Origin of the sequence: Teichococcus globiformis (assembly GCF_042646265.1) — a bacterium.
Lineage (GTDB): Bacteria > Pseudomonadota > Alphaproteobacteria > Acetobacterales > Acetobacteraceae > Pseudoroseomonas > Pseudoroseomonas globiformis.
This window is the reverse complement of the sequence record NZ_JBHRTN010000029.1, coordinates 167277-188588: the sequence shown is the minus strand read 5'-3', so window position 1 is coordinate 188588 and position 21312 is coordinate 167277. Positions and strand designations below refer to the sequence as shown.

The window sequence follows — 21312 nt, the reverse complement described above, 5'->3', positions numbered from 1 at the left end:
CCGTGCCTCAGCCGGCGCCGCGCATCCGTCGTGCCAAGGCCTCGCCGATCATGACACAGGTGAAATGCAGGTTGGCGCGGCAATCGGTGGGCATGATGGAGGCATCGGCCACCCGCAACCCTTCTACGCCGCGGACCCTGAGGTCCGGGTCCACCACGCCGCGAGCATCCTCGTAGGCGGTCATGACACAGCTTCCTGCGGCATGCTGGATGTCCCCCGCCTCCGACAGCAACAGCGCGTCCAGCTCGGCATCGGGCAGGGCCGCCGCCTCGGCGAAGGGCAGGGCGGTATCGCAGTAGGTGATCCGTCCGGCGATGCCGGCCACGGCCGGATGCGAGGCGATCCGCGCGAGGCGCCGCACCCCGTCGCGTAAACGCTCGAGGTCGCGGGGGTCATCCAGCATGTTCTCCTCGACCACCGGGTTGGCCATGGGATCGGCCGAAGCCAGGATCACCTCGCCCCGCGAGAAGGCGTCGTAGAGCGACACCCCGATCGAGCCTAGTGGCGACACCTGCCCCTCCGGCATCAGACCGGCATGGTTGAAGGCGATCATGATCATGTCGCGCTCACCGCCTCCTGCCAGCCCGGAGGAATAGGTCAGGCAGCAATTGGTGTGGCGCGAATCCGGGTGAATGGCGCGGGCCGGCTCGGTCAGCTGCAGGGTGGCGCGGACGATCGGGTGGTCCATCAGCCCCTGGCCGACCGCCGGCAGGTGGTTCAGCACCGGAATGCCGAGCGCGCCGAGTTTCCCTGCATCGCCGAGGCCCGAACGCATCAGGATGGTCGGGCTGTGGATGGCGCCGGCGCAGATCACCACCTCCCGGGCCGGGATGTCCTGCCACTCGCCGCTGTTGTCAAAGCGGACGCGTACGCCCACCGCACGGCGACCCTCGAACAGAACACGGTCCACATGGGCGCCGCCGCGGATCTCCAGGTTGGAGCGGTTCCGCGCCGGCTCCAGATAGCCGTCATTGGTGGTCACGCGCCGGCCGTTCCGGCTGTTGATCGGGTATGGGGAGATGCCCTCGCCCTGCGGTGCGTTCAGGTCCGCCTTCCAGGGATAGCCGCATTCCAGCGCCGCTCCCTTCAGCGCCCGATCCACTGCGCCCCATTCGGTTTCCGCCGCCCGGTGGATGGGCAGCGGGCCGCCCAGCCTGACGCCGGGGGCGGTGCTGGTCGTCGGGTCGTCCTCGATGGCATCGAAAATCGGCAGCACATCGTCCGCCGCCCAGCCTTCGCAGCCCAGCTCGGCCCAGGTGTCGAACGCGGCCGGCACCCCGCGGATGGCGATCTGCGCGTTCACCGTGGAGGAGCCGCCCATGGTCTTGCCCCGCCAATAGAAGCGCGGCTGCTGCGCCCGGGTGCGGCGGGTTTCCAGGCCCGGCCATTGCCAGCGGGCCTGATGCACGGGGTCACGCATGAAGGGAATGATGTTGGCGCTGCGCAGCGCATGCGGTGCGTCGGCGGCGCGCCAGTCGGACCCGGCCTCCAGCAGCAGCACACGACGCTGCGGATCCTCGGACAAGCGGGCCGCAAGGGGTGCGCCGGCGGAACCGGCTCCGACAACAATCACGTCATGCATGGCTGGAAGGGCACTCCTGTTGGGCAGCCGGTTCGTGCAAGAAGCATGCTCGCGCCTCCGCACGGCAGGCGGCCGCGTCGCTTTCGTTCGAGACAAACTGCGGGCAGGGGGGACCTTCATGCTCGGACGAAGCGGGCGCAACCTGCCGCAGCGGCAGTTCCATCCTGCAAACCAGTCCGCCTTGTTGCCAATCCCGCTGCCAGTGGCCGCCAAGCTGCCGCGTCAAGGTGATGTCCAGCATGCGTGAGCCGAAGCCGCGCCGCGACGGAGCCTTTACGGAAGGGCCGTCCAGTTCCGTCCATTCCAGATAAAGCCAGCCCGTAGCCAGCCACCAGCGCAGCCTGACCTGTCCCGAGACCTGCGACAAGGCGCCATGCTTGATGGCGTTGGTCGCAAGCTCATGCAGCACCATGGCAAAGGGCTGCACCGCGTGCGCAGCCAGGGCCACGTCAGGGCCGTCCAGGCCGATCCGGGCTTTGCCGCCATGGAGAAAGCCCGCCAGCTCCGACTCGGCCACCGCCCGCAATCCGACGCCGCGCCAGCGCCCTGCCGCCAGCAAGGTGTGGGCACGGCCGAGCGCGAGGATGCGTGCCTCCACCGCGCGGGCGTAGGTTTCGGCATCGTCGCACGGGGTGGTGCGCAGCGCCGCCTGCACAACGGCGAGCAGGTTGCGCGCGCGATGGTCCACCTCCGCCATCAGCAAGGCCCGGTCACGCTCGGCCTGCTTGCGGGCGGTGATGTCGAAATGCGCGCCGTAGGTGACGTCCTGCCCGGCCGGCTGTGTGCCCCGCACCCGAACCAGCACATCGCGGACACGCCCGTCGCGGGAACGGTGCTGAGCCTCGAACTCCTGGGTCTCCGGGCCGACCCGATGACTCCGCCCACGTTGCCGCAGCTTGTCTGACTCGCCCAGCACATCGATGTCGGTGATGGAGAGCGCCATCATCTCCTGCCGTGTGTAGCCCAGTTCCCGGCAGGCGTGATCATTGGCGTCCAGCAGGCGGTGACTGACCGGGTCCAGCAACAGAACGCCGAACGGGGCGGCGTCGAACAGCACCCCGGCGCGGGTTTCGGCAGCAATCCGCCGCCGGATTTCGCGCCTGAGTTGCAGGCCGAGCGCCAGCATACTGCCGGCGATCGGCAGCGCGGGCACCAGGATGCCAGGCCAGTGAGACGTCCAGGCCAGCAGGATCATCCCCGCCGCTGCCAGAAGCAGCGAAAGAGGTCCAGCAATTCGATCGGGCCAGCCGGGCTGATGCGACACCGCGGGCAACGATCAGGCGGCAGCATCCCGGCACCGGCCGGGGTAGGCGTTCAACCGGAAAGGCAAAGGAGTGCGGGCCATGTCCATTTCGCATCCGTTGCTTTTCCCTTACGGCCGCCCGACTGAGTTTCAAAGCACGGAAATGCGATGGCTCAGCTTTCCAGCAAGCGGCTCAACCGCCAGGCGATTCGCGCAATGGTCGGTTCCGCGGTGAGGCGCTGCCCATGCATCAGGACGACCACGGTGAACAGCACCGCCGGCAGGACGATGCGCGGCAACCGGTCGGGCTGCCGGGGCGCCAGGGTTGCCAGCGCCGCGACGCCTACCAGGCCCAGTGCCGCGCCGGCCACGACATCGGCAACAGTGTGGACCTGCAGCGCCAGCCTGGTTCCCGCCATGACGATGGCGATGCCCATGGCAAGGGCCAGGGCCACAGGCCGCTGCTTGAGCAGCAGCACGGCCAGCCCGCCATACAGGATGGCGGCGGAAGCGACATGGCCACTGGGGCTATGGAGCGCCCACGGGCCGTCCACCGCTCCGATCAGGCCGGGAAAGGCGTAGGTCGTCACCTTGGCCAGGAAGACGAAACCCAGTGTGCCAGCGACAGCCAGGGTCCAGGGCAGAACACCATGCCGCCATTGCATGGACAGCAGGGTAAGGGTGAGCGCGACAAAGGCGGGCAGGATCACCGCCTGATCGGCGAAATCGGTAAGGAACTCCATCGCGCCGCACCTTAGCCGGGACTTGGCCGGGTTGCCCATCACGCTGGCTTGCGGCCGTGACCCGCAAGCCTGACAATCAGGCGAGATGAACAAGGACGGACGAACCATGCGCGGAATGGCGCGACGCTGCGGGGCAGGTGTTCTGGCCATGCTGCTGCTTGGAGGACCTGCGGCGGCACAGCAGCGTGTTGGCGAAGTCAGCACCACCTTCCGCGTGATCGGGCCCAACGACAAGGTGGTGGTGGAGCGCTACGACGACCCGCGGGTGGAGAACGTCTCGTGCTATGTCAGCCGTGCCGATACGGGTGGACTGTCTGGCTGGGTGGGGCTGGCTGAGGACCCTTCGCGCTTCAGCATTGCCTGCCGTGCAACTGGCAAGGTGACCCTGCCGCCGGAACTGCCGCAACGCGAATCGGTGTTCCGTCAGTCCACCTCGCCGTTGTTCAAGGCCTTGACCGTGACGCGCATCCTGGATGCCGAGAAGCAGGTGCTGATCTACCTGATCGTCAGCACCAAGGTGGTGGACGGATCGCCCTTCAACAGCGTGACGGCGGTTCCGGTCAACGCTCCTTAGGCTTGCCGCCCGGCCACCTTGTGCCAAGGCCTCAGCGCGACGGACGGAAATGCTGCGGGTCGATGCCGTGGCGCCGCAGCTTGTCGTAGAAGGTCTTGCGCGGAATCCGCAGCACCTCCAGCACGCTTCGAACATCGCCATCATGGGCGGACAGCGCCTCGGTGATCAGCGCGGCCTCATAGGATTCCACCCGCTCCGGCAGCGGTGCGTCAGCGGCGCCGGCCGCCGGCGACGTGGGGGCAGCGCCATCGGCGAGGCCCAGTGCCACGCGCTCGGCATAGTGGGTCAACTCGCGCACATTGCCGGGCCAGGCATGGGTGGCGAGATGGTTCCGCACCGCCTCCCCGGCATCCGGCACAGGGCGGCCAAAGCGCCGGGCCGCACGCTCCAGGAAATGCGCGAAGAGCAGCGGCACATCGCCCCGGCGTTCCCGCAGCGGCGGAATATGCAGCGTGACCACGTGCAGACGGTAGTATAGATCCTCGCGGAAGGTGCCTCGTTTCACCAACTCGATGAGGGGCAGCTTGGTGGCCGCGACCACGCGCAGGTCGAGGCGGCGTACCTCGTTCGTACCCAGGGGTGCGATCTCGCGGCTTTCCAGCACCCGCAGCAACTTCACCTGCACGGCAGGCGACATGGCCTCGATCTCGTCCAGAAACAGCGTGCCGCCATCGGCATGCTCGATCCGCCCGACACGGCGCTTCTGCGCACCGGTGAAGGCACCGGCCTCATGGCCGAACAGCTCGCTTTCGATCACCGTCTCGGGCAGCGCGCCGCAGTTCAGCGCGACAAAGGGACGGTGGGCGCGGTTGCTCCAGCGGTGCAGGGCCGAGGCCACCACATCCTTGCCGGTGCCGGTCTCTCCCTCGATCAACACATCCACCCCGGTGTCGGCGATCTGCTTCAGTGTCTGGCGCAGCCGCTCCATGGCCGGGGTGGTGCCGAGCAGGGTGGTATCGCCACCGGCCTCGGCCACTGCGCGGGCCAGGCGGCGATTCTCCAGCACCAGCCGCCGCTTCTCCAGAGCGTGGCGAAGGGTCGAGAGCAACGTCTCGGCCGGATAGGGCTTGGGCAGGAAGTCGTAGGCGCCTTCCTGGATGGCGGCGACAGCCATCGGGATATCGCCATGGCCGGTGATCAGGATTACCGGAAGGTCTGGGTCGATCTCCCGCAGCCGGCGGAACAGGGCCATTCCGTCCATCCCCGGCATGCGCAGGTCGGTGACCACCGCGCCGGGGAATTCGGCATCGGCCACCTCCAGCGCCCGCGCGGCGGAGGGCACCGCCATGGCCTCGAGCCCCGCCAGCGAGAAGCTCTGGAGGTTGGCCTCCCGCAGCACCGCGTCGTCATCGACGAAAAGCACGTCCATTTACGGCCTGTGTCCCTGCGATCTGTCCGGGCATGGCAATAGGGCGGTGGCATCCCGGCCGCCAGGAGATGACGCGGCCGCCAGCTCCAGCACGAAGCTGGCGCCCCGATCCATCTCCGGAGCCTCCAGGGAACCACCGAAGCCCTCCAGGATCTCGCGCGAGATCACCAGCCCGAGGCCAAGCCCGGCGGGCTTGGTGGTGGTGAACGGCATGAACAGGGCGGCCCGTATGGCCGGGGAAAGGCCGGGGCCGTTATCGGTGACGCTGAGACGCCACCGGCCTTGCAAAGGGGAGGCGGCCAGGACGATGCGGCCATCCGGGCGATCCTGCAAAGCCTCGATGGCGTTGCCGATCAGGTTGACCAGCACCTGCTCCAGCCGTACCCGCTCCGCCCGCACCAGGGGATCGTCGGGGATCCCCACCTCAACCGCGACGCCCTGTTGCCGCAGCCGGTGGCCCAGCAGCAGCAGAGCGCCATCCACCGCGCTCCGCAGCCCGACCGGGCCTTCGCCAGCGGTAGCCTTGCGGGCGAAGCCGCGCAGCTCGCCAGTGATGCTGCCGATCCGTTCAGTCAACCCGGCAATGGTGGCGAGGCCCCGCCGGGCCGCCGCAACATCGCCCCGCTCCGCCAGCAGGCTGGCATTGTCGGCAAAGGTGCGGATGGCCGCGACCGGCTGATTGATCTCGTGCGCCACGCTGGCGGTGATCTGTCCGAGAATAGCGAGGCGGTTCGCCTGGCCCAGCTCGTCACGCATGCGGTGCAGCGTGGCCTCGGCGCGTTGGCGAACCTCGGCCTCCTCGCGCAGGCTCTCATTGGCGGCGCGCAGTTCAGCTGTGCGTACGCCGACACGCGCTTCCAGCTCCTGGCGCAAGACCTGTTCGCGCGCCCGTTCTTCCCGTGCGCGGCGACGGCGGCGGAGCGCCACGCCGATCACGCCGAGCAACCCAGACCCCCCCAGCAGCGCCGCCAGCCTGGCTGTAGCGCGCGCGGGCTCCAGAGCTCCGCGAGTGGGCGCCAGCAAGGTCAGCTCCCAGTCGATCCCGGGCACCGCCTCGGCCACCGGAAGGAACGGCCCCGACAGAGGCGGCGGCACGCCGGCGATTCGTAGCAGCCGGTCTTCGCCCAGCGGCTGCAACTCCAGATCGGCCAGGGCCGCGTCGCCGAACTGCAGGCTGGTCCGGATGGCGTCACGCTCTGCCTCAGGCAGCGGCCGCGTGGCGCGGAAATGCCAATCCGGCACGCTGGTGACCGTGACGATGCCAGCAGGATTGGTGGTCAACACCGGCTCGGGCAGCCGGGCCCAACCCTGTTCCACTTCGGCGAACTCGGCCTTGATGACGATGACGCCCAGGACGCCGCCTGCACCGTCGAGGCGCTGGCTCATGTAGAGTCCGGGACGGTTGCTGACGCTGCCCAGGGCGAAGTGCTCCGCCGAGCCCTCGGCCACGGCATCGCGGAAATAGGGCCTGAATGCATAGTCATTGTTCACGAAGCTTGTCGTTTCGCGCCAGTTGCTGGCAGCCACCGTCAGTCCGTTGCGGTCGAGGGCGTAGATCACCCCCGTGCGGGTGGCGGATGCCAAGTGCTCCAGCTTGGTGTCCAGTGCACGCAGGCGTTCCGGCTCGGCGGTTTCCAGCGCCCGGTGCAGGTCCGGATCCTGCGCCAGAACCATGGGCAAGCTGCGCTGCTTGTCGATCTCAGACCGCAACACGGCAACGCGCAGCATGGCGGCGGCGCGGGAGGTGGTCTCCAACTCTCCCAGCGCCAAGCGCGTCCCGATACGGTCAGCGACACGGTCGAGCGCCAGCAGAGCCGCAACAGCCAGCAGCCAGGGCACCGCACGGCGGATCATGGTTGGGCGGCGATCCACACAGCATTGGTTCCGGTTGTGTGGGATTCCGCACAAGGACGCCAACATTCCAAGATTTGCTGCATCGCAAACTTATATAAGACCAAAGACTTAGCTCCGCAGAACTGCGTTCCCCACTTCTGGCACGTCCCTTGCCAATCTGGATGCCATCGCCGCCGTAAATTGCGCCGGCGGCTGTGACCAGTTCACCGGCGCCTCCTTGCGGCTGCCGGACCCAGTGGAGGAAGCACCATGGCCTACATGGATCCCGTTGCCGCATCCGCGCCGGCAGCGCCGAAGAAATTTTATCATCACCTTTATGTCCAGGTGCTGATCGCCATCACCGCCGGCATCCTGCTGGGCCATTTTTGGCCACAGACCGGGGCCGACATGAAGCCTCTGGGCGATGCCTTCATCAAGCTCGTGAAGATGGTGATCGCGCCGGTCATTTTCCTTACTGTTGTCACCGGCATTGCTGGAGTGCGGGATCTTGGCAAGGTCGGTCGTGTGGCCGGCAAGGCCATGCTCTACTTCCTTACCTTTTCCACCTTGGCGCTGATCGTCGGCCTGATCACCGGCAACATCATCCGGCCGGGCGCCGGGCTGAACATCGACCCGGCGACGCTCGACGCCAGCGCGGTCTCCGGCTACGCGGCCAAGGCGCATGAGTCGACCATTACCGGCTTCCTGATGAACATCATCCCCACCTCGCCGGTCAGCGCCTTCGCCTCGGGCGACATCCTGCAGGTGCTGTTCTTCTCGGTGCTGCTGGGCATCGCACTGGCTGCGGTGGGCGAGCGCGCGGATCCGCTGATGCGTGTGCTCCATTCCGCCTCGGCCGGAATGTTCAAGCTGGTCGCCATTCTGATGCGCGCCGCCCCGATCGGCGCCTTCGGCGCCATGGCCTTCACCATCGGCCGCTACGGCATCGGCTCCATCGCTTCCTTGGCGATGCTGATCGGCACCTTCTACCTGACGTCGCTGCTGTTCGTGATCGTGATCTTAGGTGCTGTCGCCCGGTACAACGGGTTCTCCATCTTCGGCCTGATCCGCTACATCAAGGAAGAGCTGCTGCTGGTGCTCGGCACCTCGTCCTCGGAAGCTGCCCTGCCTACGCTGATGGAGAAGATGGAGCGCGCTGGCTGCAAAAAGTCCGTGGTCGGACTGGTGGTGCCCACCGGCTACAGCTTCAACCTGGACGGCACCAACATCTACATGACCATGGCGGCGCTGTTCATCGCCCAGGCTTGCGGCATCGAGCTGAGCCTGTGGGACCAGGTGCTGCTGCTGCTGGTGGCCATGCTGTCCTCCAAGGGTGCCGCCGGCATCACCGGTGCGGGCTTTATCACCCTGGCGGCGACGCTCTCCGTGGTGCCGGCGGTGCCGGTCGCTGGCATGGCGCTGATCCTTGGCATCGACCGCTTCATGTCCGAGTGCCGGGCGCTGACTAATCTGGTCGGCAATGCGGTGGCCACCATCGTCGTCGCCCGGTGGGAGGGCGAGCTGGACCGCGACAAGCTGGATGCCGCCATGCGCGGTGACATGGTGCCGCTGGTCGACACGGTCGTTCAGCCGGCGGAGTAAAGCCCGTGATGAAAAGGGCGGCGCCGAAGGGTTGCCGCTCTTTTCTCATCGTGGCGGTGAAGAAGTTCCCGGCTGCGCCGGCAGAGTGATGGGAAGCGGAGCGGGTGGCCGGGCCGGCGTCGGATAACGCAGGCAGCCCCGCACGATCGGGGCGCAGACCCCTTCCTGCCCCAGGGCGTCGTCATTGTCGCCGGTGAAGGCTACGCCGATCACCTGGCCTTCCCAGATCCGAACCAGCCCCGTGCAATAGGATCCGCTACCTGCCAAGCTGAAGCCGCCGACCATCGGCAGGGCCACGTCCAGCCCCCCGATGTTGGTGTTGCGTTGTTCGTAGGTGAAAAGCTCGGTACCATCCGACAGGGTCTTGGTCCGGGTCGGGATCCCGGCGCAAGCCTGCAAGTCGTCGGCATTCATGCCGATGATGCTCTGCCGACCGGCAGCCGCTACGCGAGCGCCCTCATTTGAGCAACCTGCCAATATGGCAGCCAGCACCGGCCAGAATATGGCATGACGGGCTGAAAAGGACATGCGGTCTCCCGGATCGGTGTCGACGCAGGGAACCTTTCACGCCCGGGATCCGCAACCCCGTCAGGCGAATTTTTGCACTGCGACATACCCCTTGCATAAACCAGGCGGGGCTCCTACTTGTGCATCGCAGCATGGATGGTTCGCCACCATGTTGTCTTTCTTGGACGTTTCCTCCCTAAACTCGGCGATGCTTCGGCATCGCCTTTTTTTTGGCTTCAGTCGGCATAAACGCCGGCATCCTGGATGATGGGTCGCCAGCGCGCGACTTCCTCAGCCAGATAACGCCGATGATATTCCGGTGTCGCCCGGTCCTGCGCCGCCGGCTGCGTCACCAGCTCGGAGAAGCGATCCAGCAGCCGCTTTTCCTGGAGAGCGGCCCTCAGCGCGGCTGCGAGGCGCTGCTGCACCTCTTCAGGCGTGCTGGCCGGGGCGTAAAGCCCATGCCAGGTGCTCATCAGGATGCTGGGCTCCCCGGCCTCGGCGGTGGTGGGCAGGTGATCCAATCCTGGCACGCGCTGCGGCAGGGTCACCGCATAGGCACGGATGCGGTTCTCCTTGATGAAGGGGGCGGTGTTGGTGGCTTGATCGCAGAACACATCGATTCGGCCAGCCACCATCTCGGTGATGGCGGGTGCGCTGCCCCGGAACACCACCGTGGTCAGAGCCCGTCCGGCGGCCCGTTGCAACAGCATGCCGCAAAGCTGATTCGCGCCACCGAGCCCGGCATGGGCCAGGGTGAGCTTGTCGCCCTTGTCGCGGATCTCGGCCATGTACCCAGCCAGATCTGTCGCCGGGAAGTCCGGCCGCGCGACCAGCGTCATGGCCGCGTCGGAGGCAAGGCCAAGTGGCGCGAAGCTTTCCTGCACGTCGTAGGACAGCTTGCGGTAAAGGGTGGCTGTGCTGGCATGGCCGATATGGTGCATCAGCAGGGTGGTGCCGTCCGGACGGGCCTGAGCCACACGAGCGGCGGCGATGGTGCCGCCTGCGCCGGTGACGTTCTCCACCACCACCGCCTGTCCCAGATCCTTGGCCATGCCCTCCGCGACGAGGCGGGTGACCACATCGGTGGGGCCGCCGGCGGCGAAGGGCACGGTGATGGTGATGGGGCGATCCGGCAGCCCGCCGGCGTTTCGCTGCGCCAGGGCCGGCGCCGCGAGCAGCGAGGCGCCGGAAGTCAGAAGGATGCGGCGGCGGATCATGCGTGTTCTCCCGTTTGGAAGGACCTCTTCACCCGCGCGGCATCACTCCTTCACCGCGCCGGTAAGCGAGGAGACGTAGTAGTCGACGAAAAAGGAATAGAAGATGGCCACCGGCAGCGAGCCGAGCAGGGAGCCTGCCATCAGCGCCCCCCACTGGTACACGTCGCCCTGCACGAGCTCCGTCAGGATGGCGACAGGAACGGTCTTGTTCTCGCTGCTGCTGATGAAGGCAAGGGCATAGATGAACTCGTTCCAAGACAAGGTGAAGGAGAAGATCCCGGCGCTGATCAGCCCGGGCACCGCCAGCGGCAGGGTGATCTTCCACAGGATCTGCAGGCGCGATGCGCCGTCGATCAGGGCGCATTCCTCCAACTCGTAGGGGATCGATTTGAAGTAACCGATCAGCAGCCATGTGCAAAAGGGCACGAGAAAGGTGGGATAGGTCAGGATCAGCGCCATCGGGCTGTCGAACAATCCGAGCTGGAACACCATGGTCGCCAGTGGAATGAACAGAATGGATGGCGGCACCAAGTAGGCGATGTAGATCGCCAGCCCGACATAGGTGGAGCCGCGGAAGCGCAGCCTTTGGATGGCGTACGCCGCCAGCACCGAAGCCACCAGCGACAGGATGGTGGAGCATACGGCCACCAGCATGGTGTTCCAGAGCCACGACGGGTAGCTGGTTTCAAACAACAGCTTCTGGATGTTGGCAAGCGTCGGCTTTGCCACCCAGAAGGGGTTGAACTGCTGGTAGTTGTACAGTTCGGCATTCGGTTTGAAGGTCGTGACGGTCATCCAGTAGAACGGGAAGAGCAGCACGAAGATGAAGCAGAGGAGCGGCACGTAGAGCGTGACGACGCGTCGGCGACCGGATTGCCAGGACAGACGCTCCACAGCAGGCGTGGCCTTGGTCTTGCGGCTCTTGATGGCCTGATCACTCATCGTCGCCTCCCTGCTGCCACTTGCGCCGCGCCAGCGCGAAGTAGCTGAAGATAGTGGCCAGCACGAGGAAGGGGATCATCGAGACGGCGATGGCCGCGCCCTCGCCGAGTTGCCCGCCCGGGATGCCGCGCTGGAAGGCCAGCGTCGCCATCAGGTGCGTGGAGTTGATGGGCCCGCCACGGGTGATGGCGTAAACCAGCTGGAAGTCGGTGAAGGTGAACAGCACCGAGAAGGTCAGAACCACCGCCAGGATGGGCATGAGCAGCGGCGCGGTGATACGCGTGAAGCGCTGCCAGGCCGAGGCGCCGTCGAGCAGTGCGGCCTCGTAGAGCGAGGGCGGAATGGTTTGCAGCCCGGCCAGCAGGCTGATGGCGACGAAGGGGATCCCGCGCCAGACATTGGCGGCGATCAATGACCAGCGCGCGTGCCAGGGCGTGCCCAGGAAGTCGATATAAGTGTCCCGCCAGCCGAGCACATCCACCAGGATGTAGGAGATGATCGAGAACTGCGCGTCATACATCCACCAGAAGGCAATGGCGGACAGCACGGTAGGCACGATCCAGGGCAACAGGATGATGGCGCGCACCAGAGACTTGAAGGGCACGTCCTCGTTCAGCAGCAGGGCCAGCCACAGGCCGAGCCCGAATTTCAGAACCGTTGCCACTGTGGTGTAGAAGACAGTGTAGAACACCGATCCCCAGAAGACGCGGTCGTACCAGAGGGACTCGAAATTCTCGAGCCCGATGAAGATGCCGCCGCGGCCGACATGGGTGTCGGTGAAGGCCAGCCAGACACCGAGGCCCAGCGGATAGGTCAGGAACACCAGCAGCAGGCCAATGGCCGGCGTCAGGCATGCCACGATCAGGAAAGGCTTGGAATTCAGCAGGCGCGACAGGGTCGAGGGCGCGGTCTGCGGCCTCTTCCAGTTCGCGCTGCGATCGGCAGTGACCGACATCGGCGTGCGCATCTCCCTTCGCGCCACAGGGCCTTGTGCCCCATGGCGCGGCTGTTCTCAGCGGTAGTAGCGGCGAGCGCGGCGCTCGGCCTCGCGCACGGCCTCTTCAGGCGTGGACTGCCCCGATGCTGCGGCGGCATACATCTGCACCACCACATAATCCGCCGCGACAGAACCCGATGCGGCGCTGATCGGACCCTTGTAGCCCGACCAGAACTCCACCGTGTTGGTGTCCCGGTACACGGCGATCTTGGGATCGCTTTTCCAAACCTCGCTCTGCGCATAGGCGGCGAGGGGATGCGACCAGTAGCCGCCGCAGCCTGTCATCCAGGTGTCGTACTGCTCCGCTTCCATCATGAAGCGAATGTACTCCTTGGCCGCGTTCGGATAGCGCGTGTGCTTGAAGATCATGCCGTTCAGCAGGAGCACGTTCTCCGCCATCTTGCCGCCCGGACCGAGCGGCATGCGGGCCATGCCCGTGTCTTGCGCGACGGGCGCGGTGCGCGGATCGTTCTTCAGCGAGAAGTACATGGAGACGCCATTCTGCGTCAGCCCGATCTCGCCCGCCGCGAAGGCGCGGTTGTTGTTCACATCGCCCCAGGACAGGGTGCCAGGAATAAAGGTCTGGTACAATTCACGCGCGTAACGCAGGGAGGCGATGGTTTCGGGGCTGTTGATGGCGACCTTGCCGGCCTCGTCCACCACCATGCCGCCATGCGACCACAGCAGCCAGTTGCAGAACGCATTGCCGTCGCCCACCGCATTGCCCAGGGCGAAACCCGCAGGATGGCCGGCGGCCTTCAACTGCTGACAGAGCTTGAGAAAGCCGGCATGGTCGGATGGAACAGTGTCGAAACCCGCTTCCTTGATCCAGGACTGGCGGTAGACGCAAGGCCCACCGGAGCCGCCCATGGGGAGGGCGATCCACTGCTCCGTGCCCCACTTCTTGCCGAAGCGCTGCGGCAGGGCGAGCCACCCACCATACTTCTGGCCGAGGTAGCCGGCGAGTTCGCTGAGGTCGAGCACCTTGTCGGCATAGATGTGTGGATCATCGGCCCAGGCGACAACAACGTCGGGCCCCGCCCCCGTTTGCGCTGCAACGGCTGTCTGCGGGCGCAGATCCTCCCAGCCGGCAAAATCGACGCGCACCTGAACGCCTGTTTCGGCCGTGAATTTCTGTGTGTTGGCGCGGAAGATCGTTTCGTCCGCATCGACGAACTTTGTCGGCCGCAGCACGCGCAGCGAAGCGCCGTTCTCGATCTTTGCCGCGGGGGGCGAGACGTTCGCCGTGGGGATAGCGGCGGCCCGGGCGCCGCGCCCGAAACCCGCCGCCGTCAGCCCGCCGGCGCCCACCGCACCCGCGCCCAGAACCAGCGCATCGCGCCGTGTCATCTTCTTCATCATCGTTCCTCCCATGCACGGCGCTTTTCGCGCCCTTCGTTCAAAGGTCAGGCACTGATGCGGCGACCGGTTCCGGCATCGAAGAGGTGGGCCACCGATGCATCGGGCAGGATCCGGATGGTTTCACCCACCCGGGCGGCAATGCGCTCCCGGAAGGCGCCGGTGATCTGCATGCCGCCAATTTCCGCCGTGACCTGGGTTTCCGACCCGGTGGGTTCGATCAGGTGGATTTCGGCCGGAATGCCGCCGTCGTCCAGGCGAAGATGCTCCGGACGGAACCCGTAGGTGACCTGCTGTCCCTCGGTGATCCCGTTGGCGGGCGGCAGCGGCCAGGCGATGCCGTCGGCGTGGCCCTCGGCGGGCGTGGCGTGGAAGGCGCCGTTGTGGATCCGGCCAGGCAACAGGTTCATGGCCGGTGATCCGATGAAGCCGGCTACGAACACATTCGCAGGCTTGTCGTAGAGCTCCAGCGGGGCGCCTACCTGCTCCACGTGACCGCCCTGCATGACCACGATCCGGTCGGCCATGGTCATGGCCTCGATCTGGTCGTGCGTCACATAGATCGTCGTGGTTTTCAGCCGTTGGTGCAGCTCCTTGATCTCGGCGCGCACCTGGACCCGCAGCTTGGCATCGAGGTTCGACAAGGGCTCGTCGAACAGGAAGACCTGCGGGTTGCGGACGATGGCCCGTCCCATGGCCACGCGCTGGCGCTGCCCGCCCGAAAGCTGCCGCGGATAACGGTCAAGCAGGGCGCTTAGCCCCAGGATGCGGGCGGCACGGGCAACCTCGGCCTCCACCACGTCAGCCGGCGCCTTGGCGATGCGCATGGAGAAGGCCATGTTGTCGCGCACCGTCATGTGCGGGTAGAGGGCGTAGTTCTGGAACACCATCGCGATGTCCCGGTCCTTGGGGGGCACGTTGTTGACCACCCGGCCGCCAATCGACACCTCGCCGCCGGAGATGTTCTCCAGCCCGGCGATCATGCGCAGCAGGGTAGACTTGCCACAGCCCGATGGCCCCACCAGCACCACGAATTCGCCATCCGGGATGTCGACGCTGACGCCGTGCAGGATGGGGGTGTCGCCGAAGTTCTTGCGCACCTCCTGGATGCGGACATCAGCCATGGTTCAGCAACGGCCCATCGGCCACGATGACAGCAAGGCGCCACGCCGCATATACATTCCCCCTGTTCCGGCCCCGTCTCACGCAGTGCCCTTGGCAGCCTTGCGGCCGCGATGGCACAGCCTAGGCATTCCTGCGCGAACTCCGCAACACTCATCACCGTGTGCGATGCGCGCCATGACGCACGATCCATACGCCGGCGGCGCGGCATTGCACCGCGCTCCCGTTTAAGCGGCTGATAAGGACTGTCTCCTATCCTGCTTCCGAAGCCCGCAGCCTGGGCGAGAACAGGACATGGATCAGATCGCACCTGCGGCCACCCTTTCGGAACCCTGGTTGACGCGGCCCTTCCGGGGCGTGGCGCGGCGCTTCGGCTCAGCCTTCCTGCTGCCGGTGCTGGAAGCGACGCTCCTGATCACTGTGCTGGCACTGGCCCTGCCGGTGGCACTGTTACAGGTCTATGACCGCATCCTGCCCAACCATGCCGTGGGCACCCTTCTGGTTTTGGCAGCCGCCGTGGCGCTGTCCGTGCTCCTGGAAGCATTTCTGCGCCACCTGCGCGGCCGCATCCTCGCCCGGATGGCCGCGGCGTCCGAGGCCGAGGCCCACCGCCTTGCCATGCAGCGGTTGCTGAACGCGCCGCTGGCCGCGCTGGAAGCGCATGGAAACGGCTATTACGCGGAGCGGCTTTCCGCCATCGGTACGCTGCGGGAGGCCTGGTCCGGCCCGGCGCTGCAGGCGATGCTCGACCTGCCCTTCGCGCTGCTCTACCTGGCGGGGATGTGGTACCTGGCCGGCCCATTGGTGCTGGTGCCGCTGGCGCTGCTGGCAGGCGTCGCAGCGCTGGCGCTGCTGACCGGCCGCAGGGTGCGCCGTGCTGCGCACGACCTCGCCTTGTCCGAGGAGAGACGTTTCAATTTTCTGTTCGACACGCTGCACGGCATCCACGGCATGAAGTTGCTGGGCGCCGAACCGCTGCTCGAGCGTCGCTATGAAAGGCTGCAGAACGGCACGGCGCAGATGCGTCACGCGCTTGGCCGGGTAACCTCGGCCGGTCAGGAAGGTGGGTTGCTGCTGTCGCAACTTGCCACCGTCGCCGTGGCGGCTTTCGGGTGCCACATGGTGCTGAACGGGCAGATCAGCGTGGGCGGGCTGGGTGCTTGCACCATGCTGGTCGGTCGCACCATGCAGCCCCTCCTGGGCGGGATCGCCCTGTGGTCGCGGCTGCAATCCCTGGCCGAGGCGCGCCGCCGCGTGGCCGAGATCGATGCCCTGCCACAGGAGCGCCGGCCGGATCTGCCCGTGCTTGAAGTGAGCGCTGGCTCCGTCCGGCTGAACGGCGTGGCTCTGCGCAGTGCAGGACAGTCGGTCATGCTCTTCGATGATCTGAACTTCGAGGCCCGTCCTGGCGAAATCATCGGCATTACGGGAGCCAACGGCTCGGGTCGCTCCACGCTGCTGCGCCTTGTCGCCGGCGAAGTTCGGCCCGATCGAGGAGAGGTCTTCATCGACCACCAGGATCTGGCACGGGTCGATGCCATGCCGGCACGGCGCGATGTCGCGCTGGTACCGCCCGATCCGGCGCTGGTACGCGGCACCCTTCTGCAGAACCTGACGCTGCACCAGCCACACCGTGAGGCGGCAGCGTTGCGGATCGGCGCCGAGTTGGGGCTGGATCATGTCGCGAGTGCCCTGCCCGGAGGGTGGCACACACCCGTGGGCATTGCCGCGACCCCGCTGCCGCGCGGCGCCGCGCAGCGGATCGGCGTTGTGCGCGCCCTGATCGAGCAGCCGCGCATCCTGCTGCTGGACGACATCACCACCCAGATCGATGCCGATGGCGATGCGCGGCTCGCCCGCCTGCTGTCCAGCCTTCGAGGCAATGTGACGGTGGTCATCGTGACCCATCGCCGCTCCACTCTTGGGATCGCCGACCGGGTTCTGACGATCCGCGATGGCCGGCTGGAGCCGATGTCATGAGCCTGATCTCAGATGATCGTCCGCGCGCGTTGCTGTCGCTGCCTGAGGACCTTCTGGCCCCTTCCGACCTGACACGCTGCCTGTCGGCCATGCTTTGGTTGTTGGATTGGTCGGGCGGCGCCGATGATCTGCTGGCTACGCTGCCGCATGCCAAGCCTCGGATCGATGTCACGGACCTGCGCAACACGCTGTCCATCATCGGTTATCCGACAGTGGTGCGCAGGTTGCGGCAGAACGCACTGGATACCCGCCGTCTGCCGGCCATCCTGCTGCGCCCTAAGGGCCCAGCCTGCGTGCTCTACTGCAATGAATACGGCCAGCTGCTCTGCTTCGATGGTGCGACCGGCCTGGTTACACCAGGCTCACCGGCTACCATGAGCGGCACGCTGTTGTTGCTCAGCGACGTGCCCCAGCCGCAGGCAGGTGGGCGGCAGAACTGGTTCTCCGGCGTGGCGCGCCGGTTCCAGGGTGACCTTCCGGCGCTGCTTGGCATCAGCGGCCTGATGGCGCTGCTGGGGCTGTCCGTGCCGGCCTTTACCATGGCCGTTTTCGACACGGTGATCGCGGGCCGCAGTCCAGGAACCTTGACCATGCTGGTGATGGGCGTGGTGGGTGCCGTTCTGCTGGAGGCGGTGTTCCGCGCAACCCGGCAGCGCGCGCTGCTGCGGATCGGGGAGCGGCTCGACCGTTTGGTGTCCTGCGCCGTCTTCACTCAGCTGATGTCGTTGCCGACAGCGCTGGTTGAGCGGGCCGGCACCGCTTCCCAGGTATCGCGCCTGCGCGACTTCGCTGCCATCCGCGAGTTTCTCACCGGCAGCTTCGCGGTCGCCTTGCTGGACCTGCCTTTCACCCTGCTGGTCATCGCGTTGATGATTGGCTTCGGTGGCTGGATCGCCCTGGTTCCCATGGGCACGGCCTTGGGTTTTGTGCTCCTGTTCCTGGCCACGCGGTCGCGGATGCGGCGTGCCATTGCTCAAGGGGCCCGCGCCACACAGACCCGAGATGCCCTTGCCGTGGAGGCTTTGGAGGCGGTTCGCACGCTGAAGCTCACAGGTGCCGAGCAGCGCTGGATCGAGCGCTATGCGTCCGCCTCGGCGGCGGCGGCCATGGCTTCGGCCGAGGTGAGTGCGCTGACGGGATCTGTGCTCGTGGCCAGCCAGGCGCTGGTGACTCTGTCGGGCCTCGCGGCCATTGTCACCGGCGTGTTGTCGGTGTTCGCCGGGGCCATGACCGCGGGGGCGCTGATCGCCGGCATGATGCTGAGCTGGCGCGTGCTTGGGCCCATGCAGACCGGGTTCCTGATGCTGTCGCGCTGGGAGCAGACTCAGGCTTCGATCCGTCAGGTCGACAGCATGATGGCGCTGGAAACGGAGCGGCCGAGCCCATTGGAGGCCCGCATGGCTCCGCCTGAGCGGGGCGCCATCCTGTTCCACCGGGTGACACTGCGTTACCTGCAGCAATCCGAGCCAGTGCTCGCCGGCGCGAGCTTCGACGTCAAGCCTGGCGAGGTGGTCGCGGTGATCGGCGCCGAGGGCGCGGGCAAATCCAGCTTGTTGCAGCTGGTGGCGGGGCTGTACCGGCCGCAGGGCGGCGTGGTGCGCATCGACGGCCATGATGTGCGGGCCTTCGATCCGGCCGTGCTCCGACGGAGTATTGGATGGGTGCCACAATCCCCCGAACTGCTCTATGGAACCATCGCCCAGAATCTTCGCTTGGCCCATGCCACGGCCTCCGATGCCGAGTTGCAGGCCGCTGCCGCCGAGGCGGGCGTTTTGGAAGCAATCGAGGCATTGCCGCGCGGCTTTGATACGCGCGTCGGGGACAATCGCAGCGGCCGTCTGCCGCGCAGCATTCTGCTGCGGATCGCTCTGGCTGGCGCGTTGTTACGGGACGCGCCGATCCTGTTGCTCGACGAGCCGGTGGCCGGTCTTGATGATGCCTGCTCCACAGCCATCACCGACGTTATTGCTCATCGCCGTGGCCGCTGCACCATTCTGATGGCGACGCATCGGCCGAGCCACATGCGCCTGGCGGACCGCGTCCTCCGTTTGCGTGACGGCCAGGTGGAGGAGGTCGAGTCGCAGCTGCCGCCGAATGCGGCCCGTGTGCGAACACCTGTTTTCTCCCAGCAACTCCTGCAGTCCAAAGGATCCGCGCCATGAGTGGCATCGTGCCGGGCGGAGAAACGTTGCCGGTTCCGTCTCCCTTGCCGCGCGGTAGCCGGCAGCCGCGGCCCGACAGCCACGTGCTGGCTCTGGAGGAAGTCCGCGTTCACGGGCTGGAACGCGCGGTGATCCTGGGTGCGGCGCTGCTGGTCGTGGGCGGTATCGTCTGGTCCGCCACTACCCGCATCCCCGAGCTCTCTATCGGGCTAGGGGAGATTGTGCCTGCAACTGCTCCGGCGCCGGTTCAGCATGCCGAAGGCGGGATCGTGACGGAGGTGCTGGTTGCCGAAGGCCAGTTTGTTGAGGCCGGACAGCCCCTGCTCCACATGAACGGCACGGCGCTGCAGGCTGACCTTGCCCAGGCCAGACTGCGGCTGCAATCGCTGCAGGCCCAAGCGCAGCGTTTGAGGGCCGTTGCGGAGGGTGGCAGCGCTATGCCGGCGGCGGTTGCCAACGGATTCGCCGTGTCACAGCGCGCCGCTTTCGAGGCCCGGCTTCAGGCCCTGTCGGCACGGCGCGATGTCTTGCTGGAGCAGGCGGCGCAGCGCCGCAACGACCTCGAAACTTGGATTGGCCAGATTGCAGCACTCGATGCGCAGCTTGCCCTGCACCGAAGCGAACTGGCAACGCGGGAAGCCTTGTCGCAGCAGGGGTTGACCACGAGGCTCGCGCTGCTGGATGCGCGCCGCTCGGTCATGAACGCCGCCGCCGAGCGGGACAGGCTTCGAGGCCAGCTGGCTGGCGGATATCGCAGCCTGGCGGAGGCCGAGGCGCGGGTGACGGAGCTGGATGCTTCAGCCGTGGATGAGGCGCGGCAGGAAGCGGCGCGCGTGGCGCTGGAGACGGCCGAAACGGCGGAAGCTGTCGGCCGGCTTGAGGACCGCGCCAATCGTGTTGTGCTGAGGGCCCCGGTGGAGGGTGTGCTGCGCGGCGTTGCCGTGCATCGGCCAGGAACGGTTCTGCCTCCTGGTGGGCAGGTGGCGGAGATCATGCCGCTCTCGGCAGCCCTCGTGGCCGATGTGAGGCTCGCGCCGCGTGACATCGGCTTCATTGCTGTGGGTCAGGCCGTGCAGGTCAAGATACAGGCTTTCGACTATGCCCGCTTCGGCACCTTGTCGGGAGTCGTGGAGCGCGTTTCCGCCGGCACTTTCCTCGATGAACAGAAGCAGCCGCATTACAGGGCCCGCATCGCTCTCGATCAGCAGCATGTCGGCCATGATCCGCGTCAGGCGCTGCTCGCGGCGGGCATGACCGTGCAAGCCGACATCACCACCGGTGCCAAGACGGTGCTGCAATACCTGCTGAAGCCGATCTATTCGGCAACTGCGGCATCGTTCCACGAGCGCTGAAGGTCCACGTCCTATGGCACAGGCTGAAAACAACACGTCGAATCCCTTGCTCGAGTCCAGCGTGGTGGATGAGGACGCGGTGCGCGCCCTGCGCGCCGTGCAGCGCATGTTGGTGCAGGGCGCGGAAGGCGCCCAAGGTGCTCTGGTCGGTGGAACCGTGGCGGCAGGAGGCTTGGCGCCCCTGCGGATGGCGCAGGCCGGCGGCGTGGAGGGGCTGTCTGCGGAAGCTCCCTCGGATGACCCTGCGGCGGAATCAGCGCGGCCACTGGAAACGGTGCCGGAAACAGCTCCTGGAGCGGAGATCCCGCCGCTTCGCATGACAGGGGAGCGCGGCGGCATGGCCGTGGTTGCTCCCGCTGCCCGGCCGCCTTCGGCGGCACAGGAGTCTTCTGTTACGGAGAACACCTTCATCGCCGAGGCCGCACCGAAAGATCTGTTCCCGGCCGAGTTCCAGCGGGCTGCGATCACCTCGCCCCCGATTCCTGGTTCAGTCGTCGAGGATCTGCAGGAAAGCGCTCCGGCTCAGGACGATGCTGAGGCGGTTGAACAGCAATCTCCCGAGCCAGCTCTGCCGCGCCAGCCGGAACCGTTCAGGGCGCCGATGTCGCGCGAGCCGTCCGCAGCACCGGTCCAGTCGCTGGAGACAGTGGCCGCTGCCGTGCCGGAAGAGGCTCCACTTCCTCCGACAACTGTTCCCCAGCAATCCGACTCCTTCCCTGTGCCAA

Annotated in this window: 17 protein-coding genes; 6 read left to right on the top strand and 11 right to left on the bottom strand. The window is 66.6% G+C overall.

Annotated elements, in window-relative coordinates:
* Nucleotides 1–7: 7 nt before the first annotated feature.
* The 3 genes from ACFOD4_RS21715 to ACFOD4_RS21705 form a co-directional block, all read right to left on the bottom strand.
* Nucleotides 8–1582, bottom strand: coding sequence for a GMC family oxidoreductase (locus tag ACFOD4_RS21715; protein WP_379599806.1), 1575 nt, complete (start codon nucleotides 1580–1582; stop codon nucleotides 8–10).
* On the bottom strand, nucleotides 1575–2777 hold the full coding sequence (locus ACFOD4_RS21710) for an HWE histidine kinase domain-containing protein (RefSeq protein WP_379599805.1): 1203 nt from the start codon (nucleotides 2775–2777) through the stop codon (nucleotides 1575–1577). The genes ACFOD4_RS21715 and ACFOD4_RS21710 overlap by 8 nt, the downstream gene beginning before the upstream one ends.
* 221 nt (nucleotides 2778–2998) lie before the next feature.
* Nucleotides 2999–3568: a phosphatase PAP2 family protein gene (locus ACFOD4_RS21705; protein ID WP_379599804.1), complete on the bottom strand. Its 570-nt coding sequence runs from the start codon at nucleotides 3566–3568 to the stop codon at nucleotides 2999–3001.
* Nucleotides 3569–3674: 106 nt separating this feature from the next.
* Here ACFOD4_RS21705 and ACFOD4_RS21700 point away from each other — a divergent pair, with 106 nt between their 5' ends.
* A complete protein-coding gene (locus tag ACFOD4_RS21700) occupies nucleotides 3675–4142 on the top strand; it encodes a CreA family protein (protein WP_379599803.1) in 468 nt (155 codons plus the stop codon).
* Between the two features lie 31 nt (nucleotides 4143–4173).
* Here the strand turns inward: ACFOD4_RS21700 and ACFOD4_RS21695 are convergent, their stop codons facing one another.
* The gene (locus tag ACFOD4_RS21695; RefSeq protein WP_379599802.1) at nucleotides 4174–5511 is read right to left on the bottom strand and encodes a sigma-54-dependent transcriptional regulator; all 1338 of its coding nucleotides are present in this window, start codon (nucleotides 5509–5511) and stop codon (nucleotides 4174–4176) included.
* The gene (locus ACFOD4_RS21690; RefSeq protein ID WP_379599801.1) at nucleotides 5512–7365 is read right to left on the bottom strand and encodes a sensor histidine kinase; all 1854 of its coding nucleotides are present in this window, start codon (nucleotides 7363–7365) and stop codon (nucleotides 5512–5514) included.
* A 249-nt stretch (nucleotides 7366–7614) separates the two neighbouring features.
* On the opposite strand from ACFOD4_RS21690, the gene ACFOD4_RS21685 reads away from it, so the two are divergent.
* On the top strand, nucleotides 7615–8946 hold the full coding sequence (locus ACFOD4_RS21685; RefSeq protein ID WP_456316919.1) for a dicarboxylate/amino acid:cation symporter: 1332 nt from the start codon (nucleotides 7615–7617) through the stop codon (nucleotides 8944–8946).
* Between the two features lie 45 nt (nucleotides 8947–8991).
* Here ACFOD4_RS21685 and ACFOD4_RS21680 read toward each other — a convergent pair whose 3' ends face one another.
* The 6 genes from ACFOD4_RS21680 to ACFOD4_RS21655 all read right to left on the bottom strand — a co-directional run bounded on the left by ACFOD4_RS21680 (nucleotide 8992) and on the right by ACFOD4_RS21655 (nucleotide 15095).
* Nucleotides 8992–9360: a hypothetical protein gene (locus ACFOD4_RS21680; RefSeq protein WP_379599800.1), complete on the bottom strand. Its 369-nt coding sequence runs from the start codon at nucleotides 9358–9360 to the stop codon at nucleotides 8992–8994.
* A 329-nt stretch (nucleotides 9361–9689) separates the two neighbouring features.
* A complete protein-coding gene (locus ACFOD4_RS21675) occupies nucleotides 9690–10673 on the bottom strand; it encodes a tripartite tricarboxylate transporter substrate-binding protein (RefSeq protein ID WP_379599799.1) in 984 nt (327 codons plus the stop codon).
* A gap of 42 nt (nucleotides 10674–10715) precedes the next feature.
* Entirely contained in the window at nucleotides 10716–11615 is a 900-nt protein-coding gene (locus ACFOD4_RS21670) for a carbohydrate ABC transporter permease (RefSeq protein ID WP_379599798.1), read from the bottom strand.
* Nucleotides 11608–12570, bottom strand: a complete 963-nt coding sequence (locus ACFOD4_RS21665) for a carbohydrate ABC transporter permease (RefSeq protein ID WP_379599797.1) — start codon at nucleotides 12568–12570, stop codon at nucleotides 11608–11610. The genes ACFOD4_RS21670 and ACFOD4_RS21665 overlap by 8 nt, the downstream gene beginning before the upstream one ends.
* Before the next feature lie 57 nt (nucleotides 12571–12627).
* Entirely contained in the window at nucleotides 12628–13971 is a 1344-nt protein-coding gene (locus tag ACFOD4_RS21660) for an ABC transporter substrate-binding protein (protein ID WP_379599796.1), read from the bottom strand.
* A 47-nt stretch (nucleotides 13972–14018) separates the two neighbouring features.
* Complete coding sequence (locus ACFOD4_RS21655; RefSeq protein ID WP_379599795.1) at nucleotides 14019–15095, bottom strand: ABC transporter ATP-binding protein; 1077 nt, start codon at nucleotides 15093–15095, stop codon at nucleotides 14019–14021.
* A 292-nt stretch (nucleotides 15096–15387) separates the two neighbouring features.
* Here ACFOD4_RS21655 and ACFOD4_RS21650 point away from each other — a divergent pair, with 292 nt between their 5' ends.
* The 4 genes from ACFOD4_RS21650 to ACFOD4_RS21635 all read left to right on the top strand — a co-directional run.
* Nucleotides 15388–17073 (top strand): ATP-binding cassette domain-containing protein, encoded by a 1686-nt coding sequence (locus ACFOD4_RS21650; RefSeq protein ID WP_379599794.1) that lies wholly within the window; start codon nucleotides 15388–15390, stop codon nucleotides 17071–17073.
* Nucleotides 17070–19235: a peptidase domain-containing ABC transporter gene (locus ACFOD4_RS21645; RefSeq protein WP_379599793.1), complete on the top strand. Its 2166-nt coding sequence runs from the start codon at nucleotides 17070–17072 to the stop codon at nucleotides 19233–19235. Before ACFOD4_RS21650 ends, ACFOD4_RS21645 begins: the two co-directional genes overlap by 4 nt.
* Nucleotides 19232–20587: an HlyD family type I secretion periplasmic adaptor subunit gene (locus tag ACFOD4_RS21640; RefSeq protein ID WP_379599792.1), complete on the top strand. Its 1356-nt coding sequence runs from the start codon at nucleotides 19232–19234 to the stop codon at nucleotides 20585–20587. Before ACFOD4_RS21645 ends, ACFOD4_RS21640 begins: the two co-directional genes overlap by 4 nt.
* A 13-nt stretch (nucleotides 20588–20600) precedes the next feature.
* The coding region (locus ACFOD4_RS21635) for a hypothetical protein (RefSeq protein ID WP_379599791.1) at nucleotides 20601–21312 on the top strand (712 nt) is incomplete at its 3' end.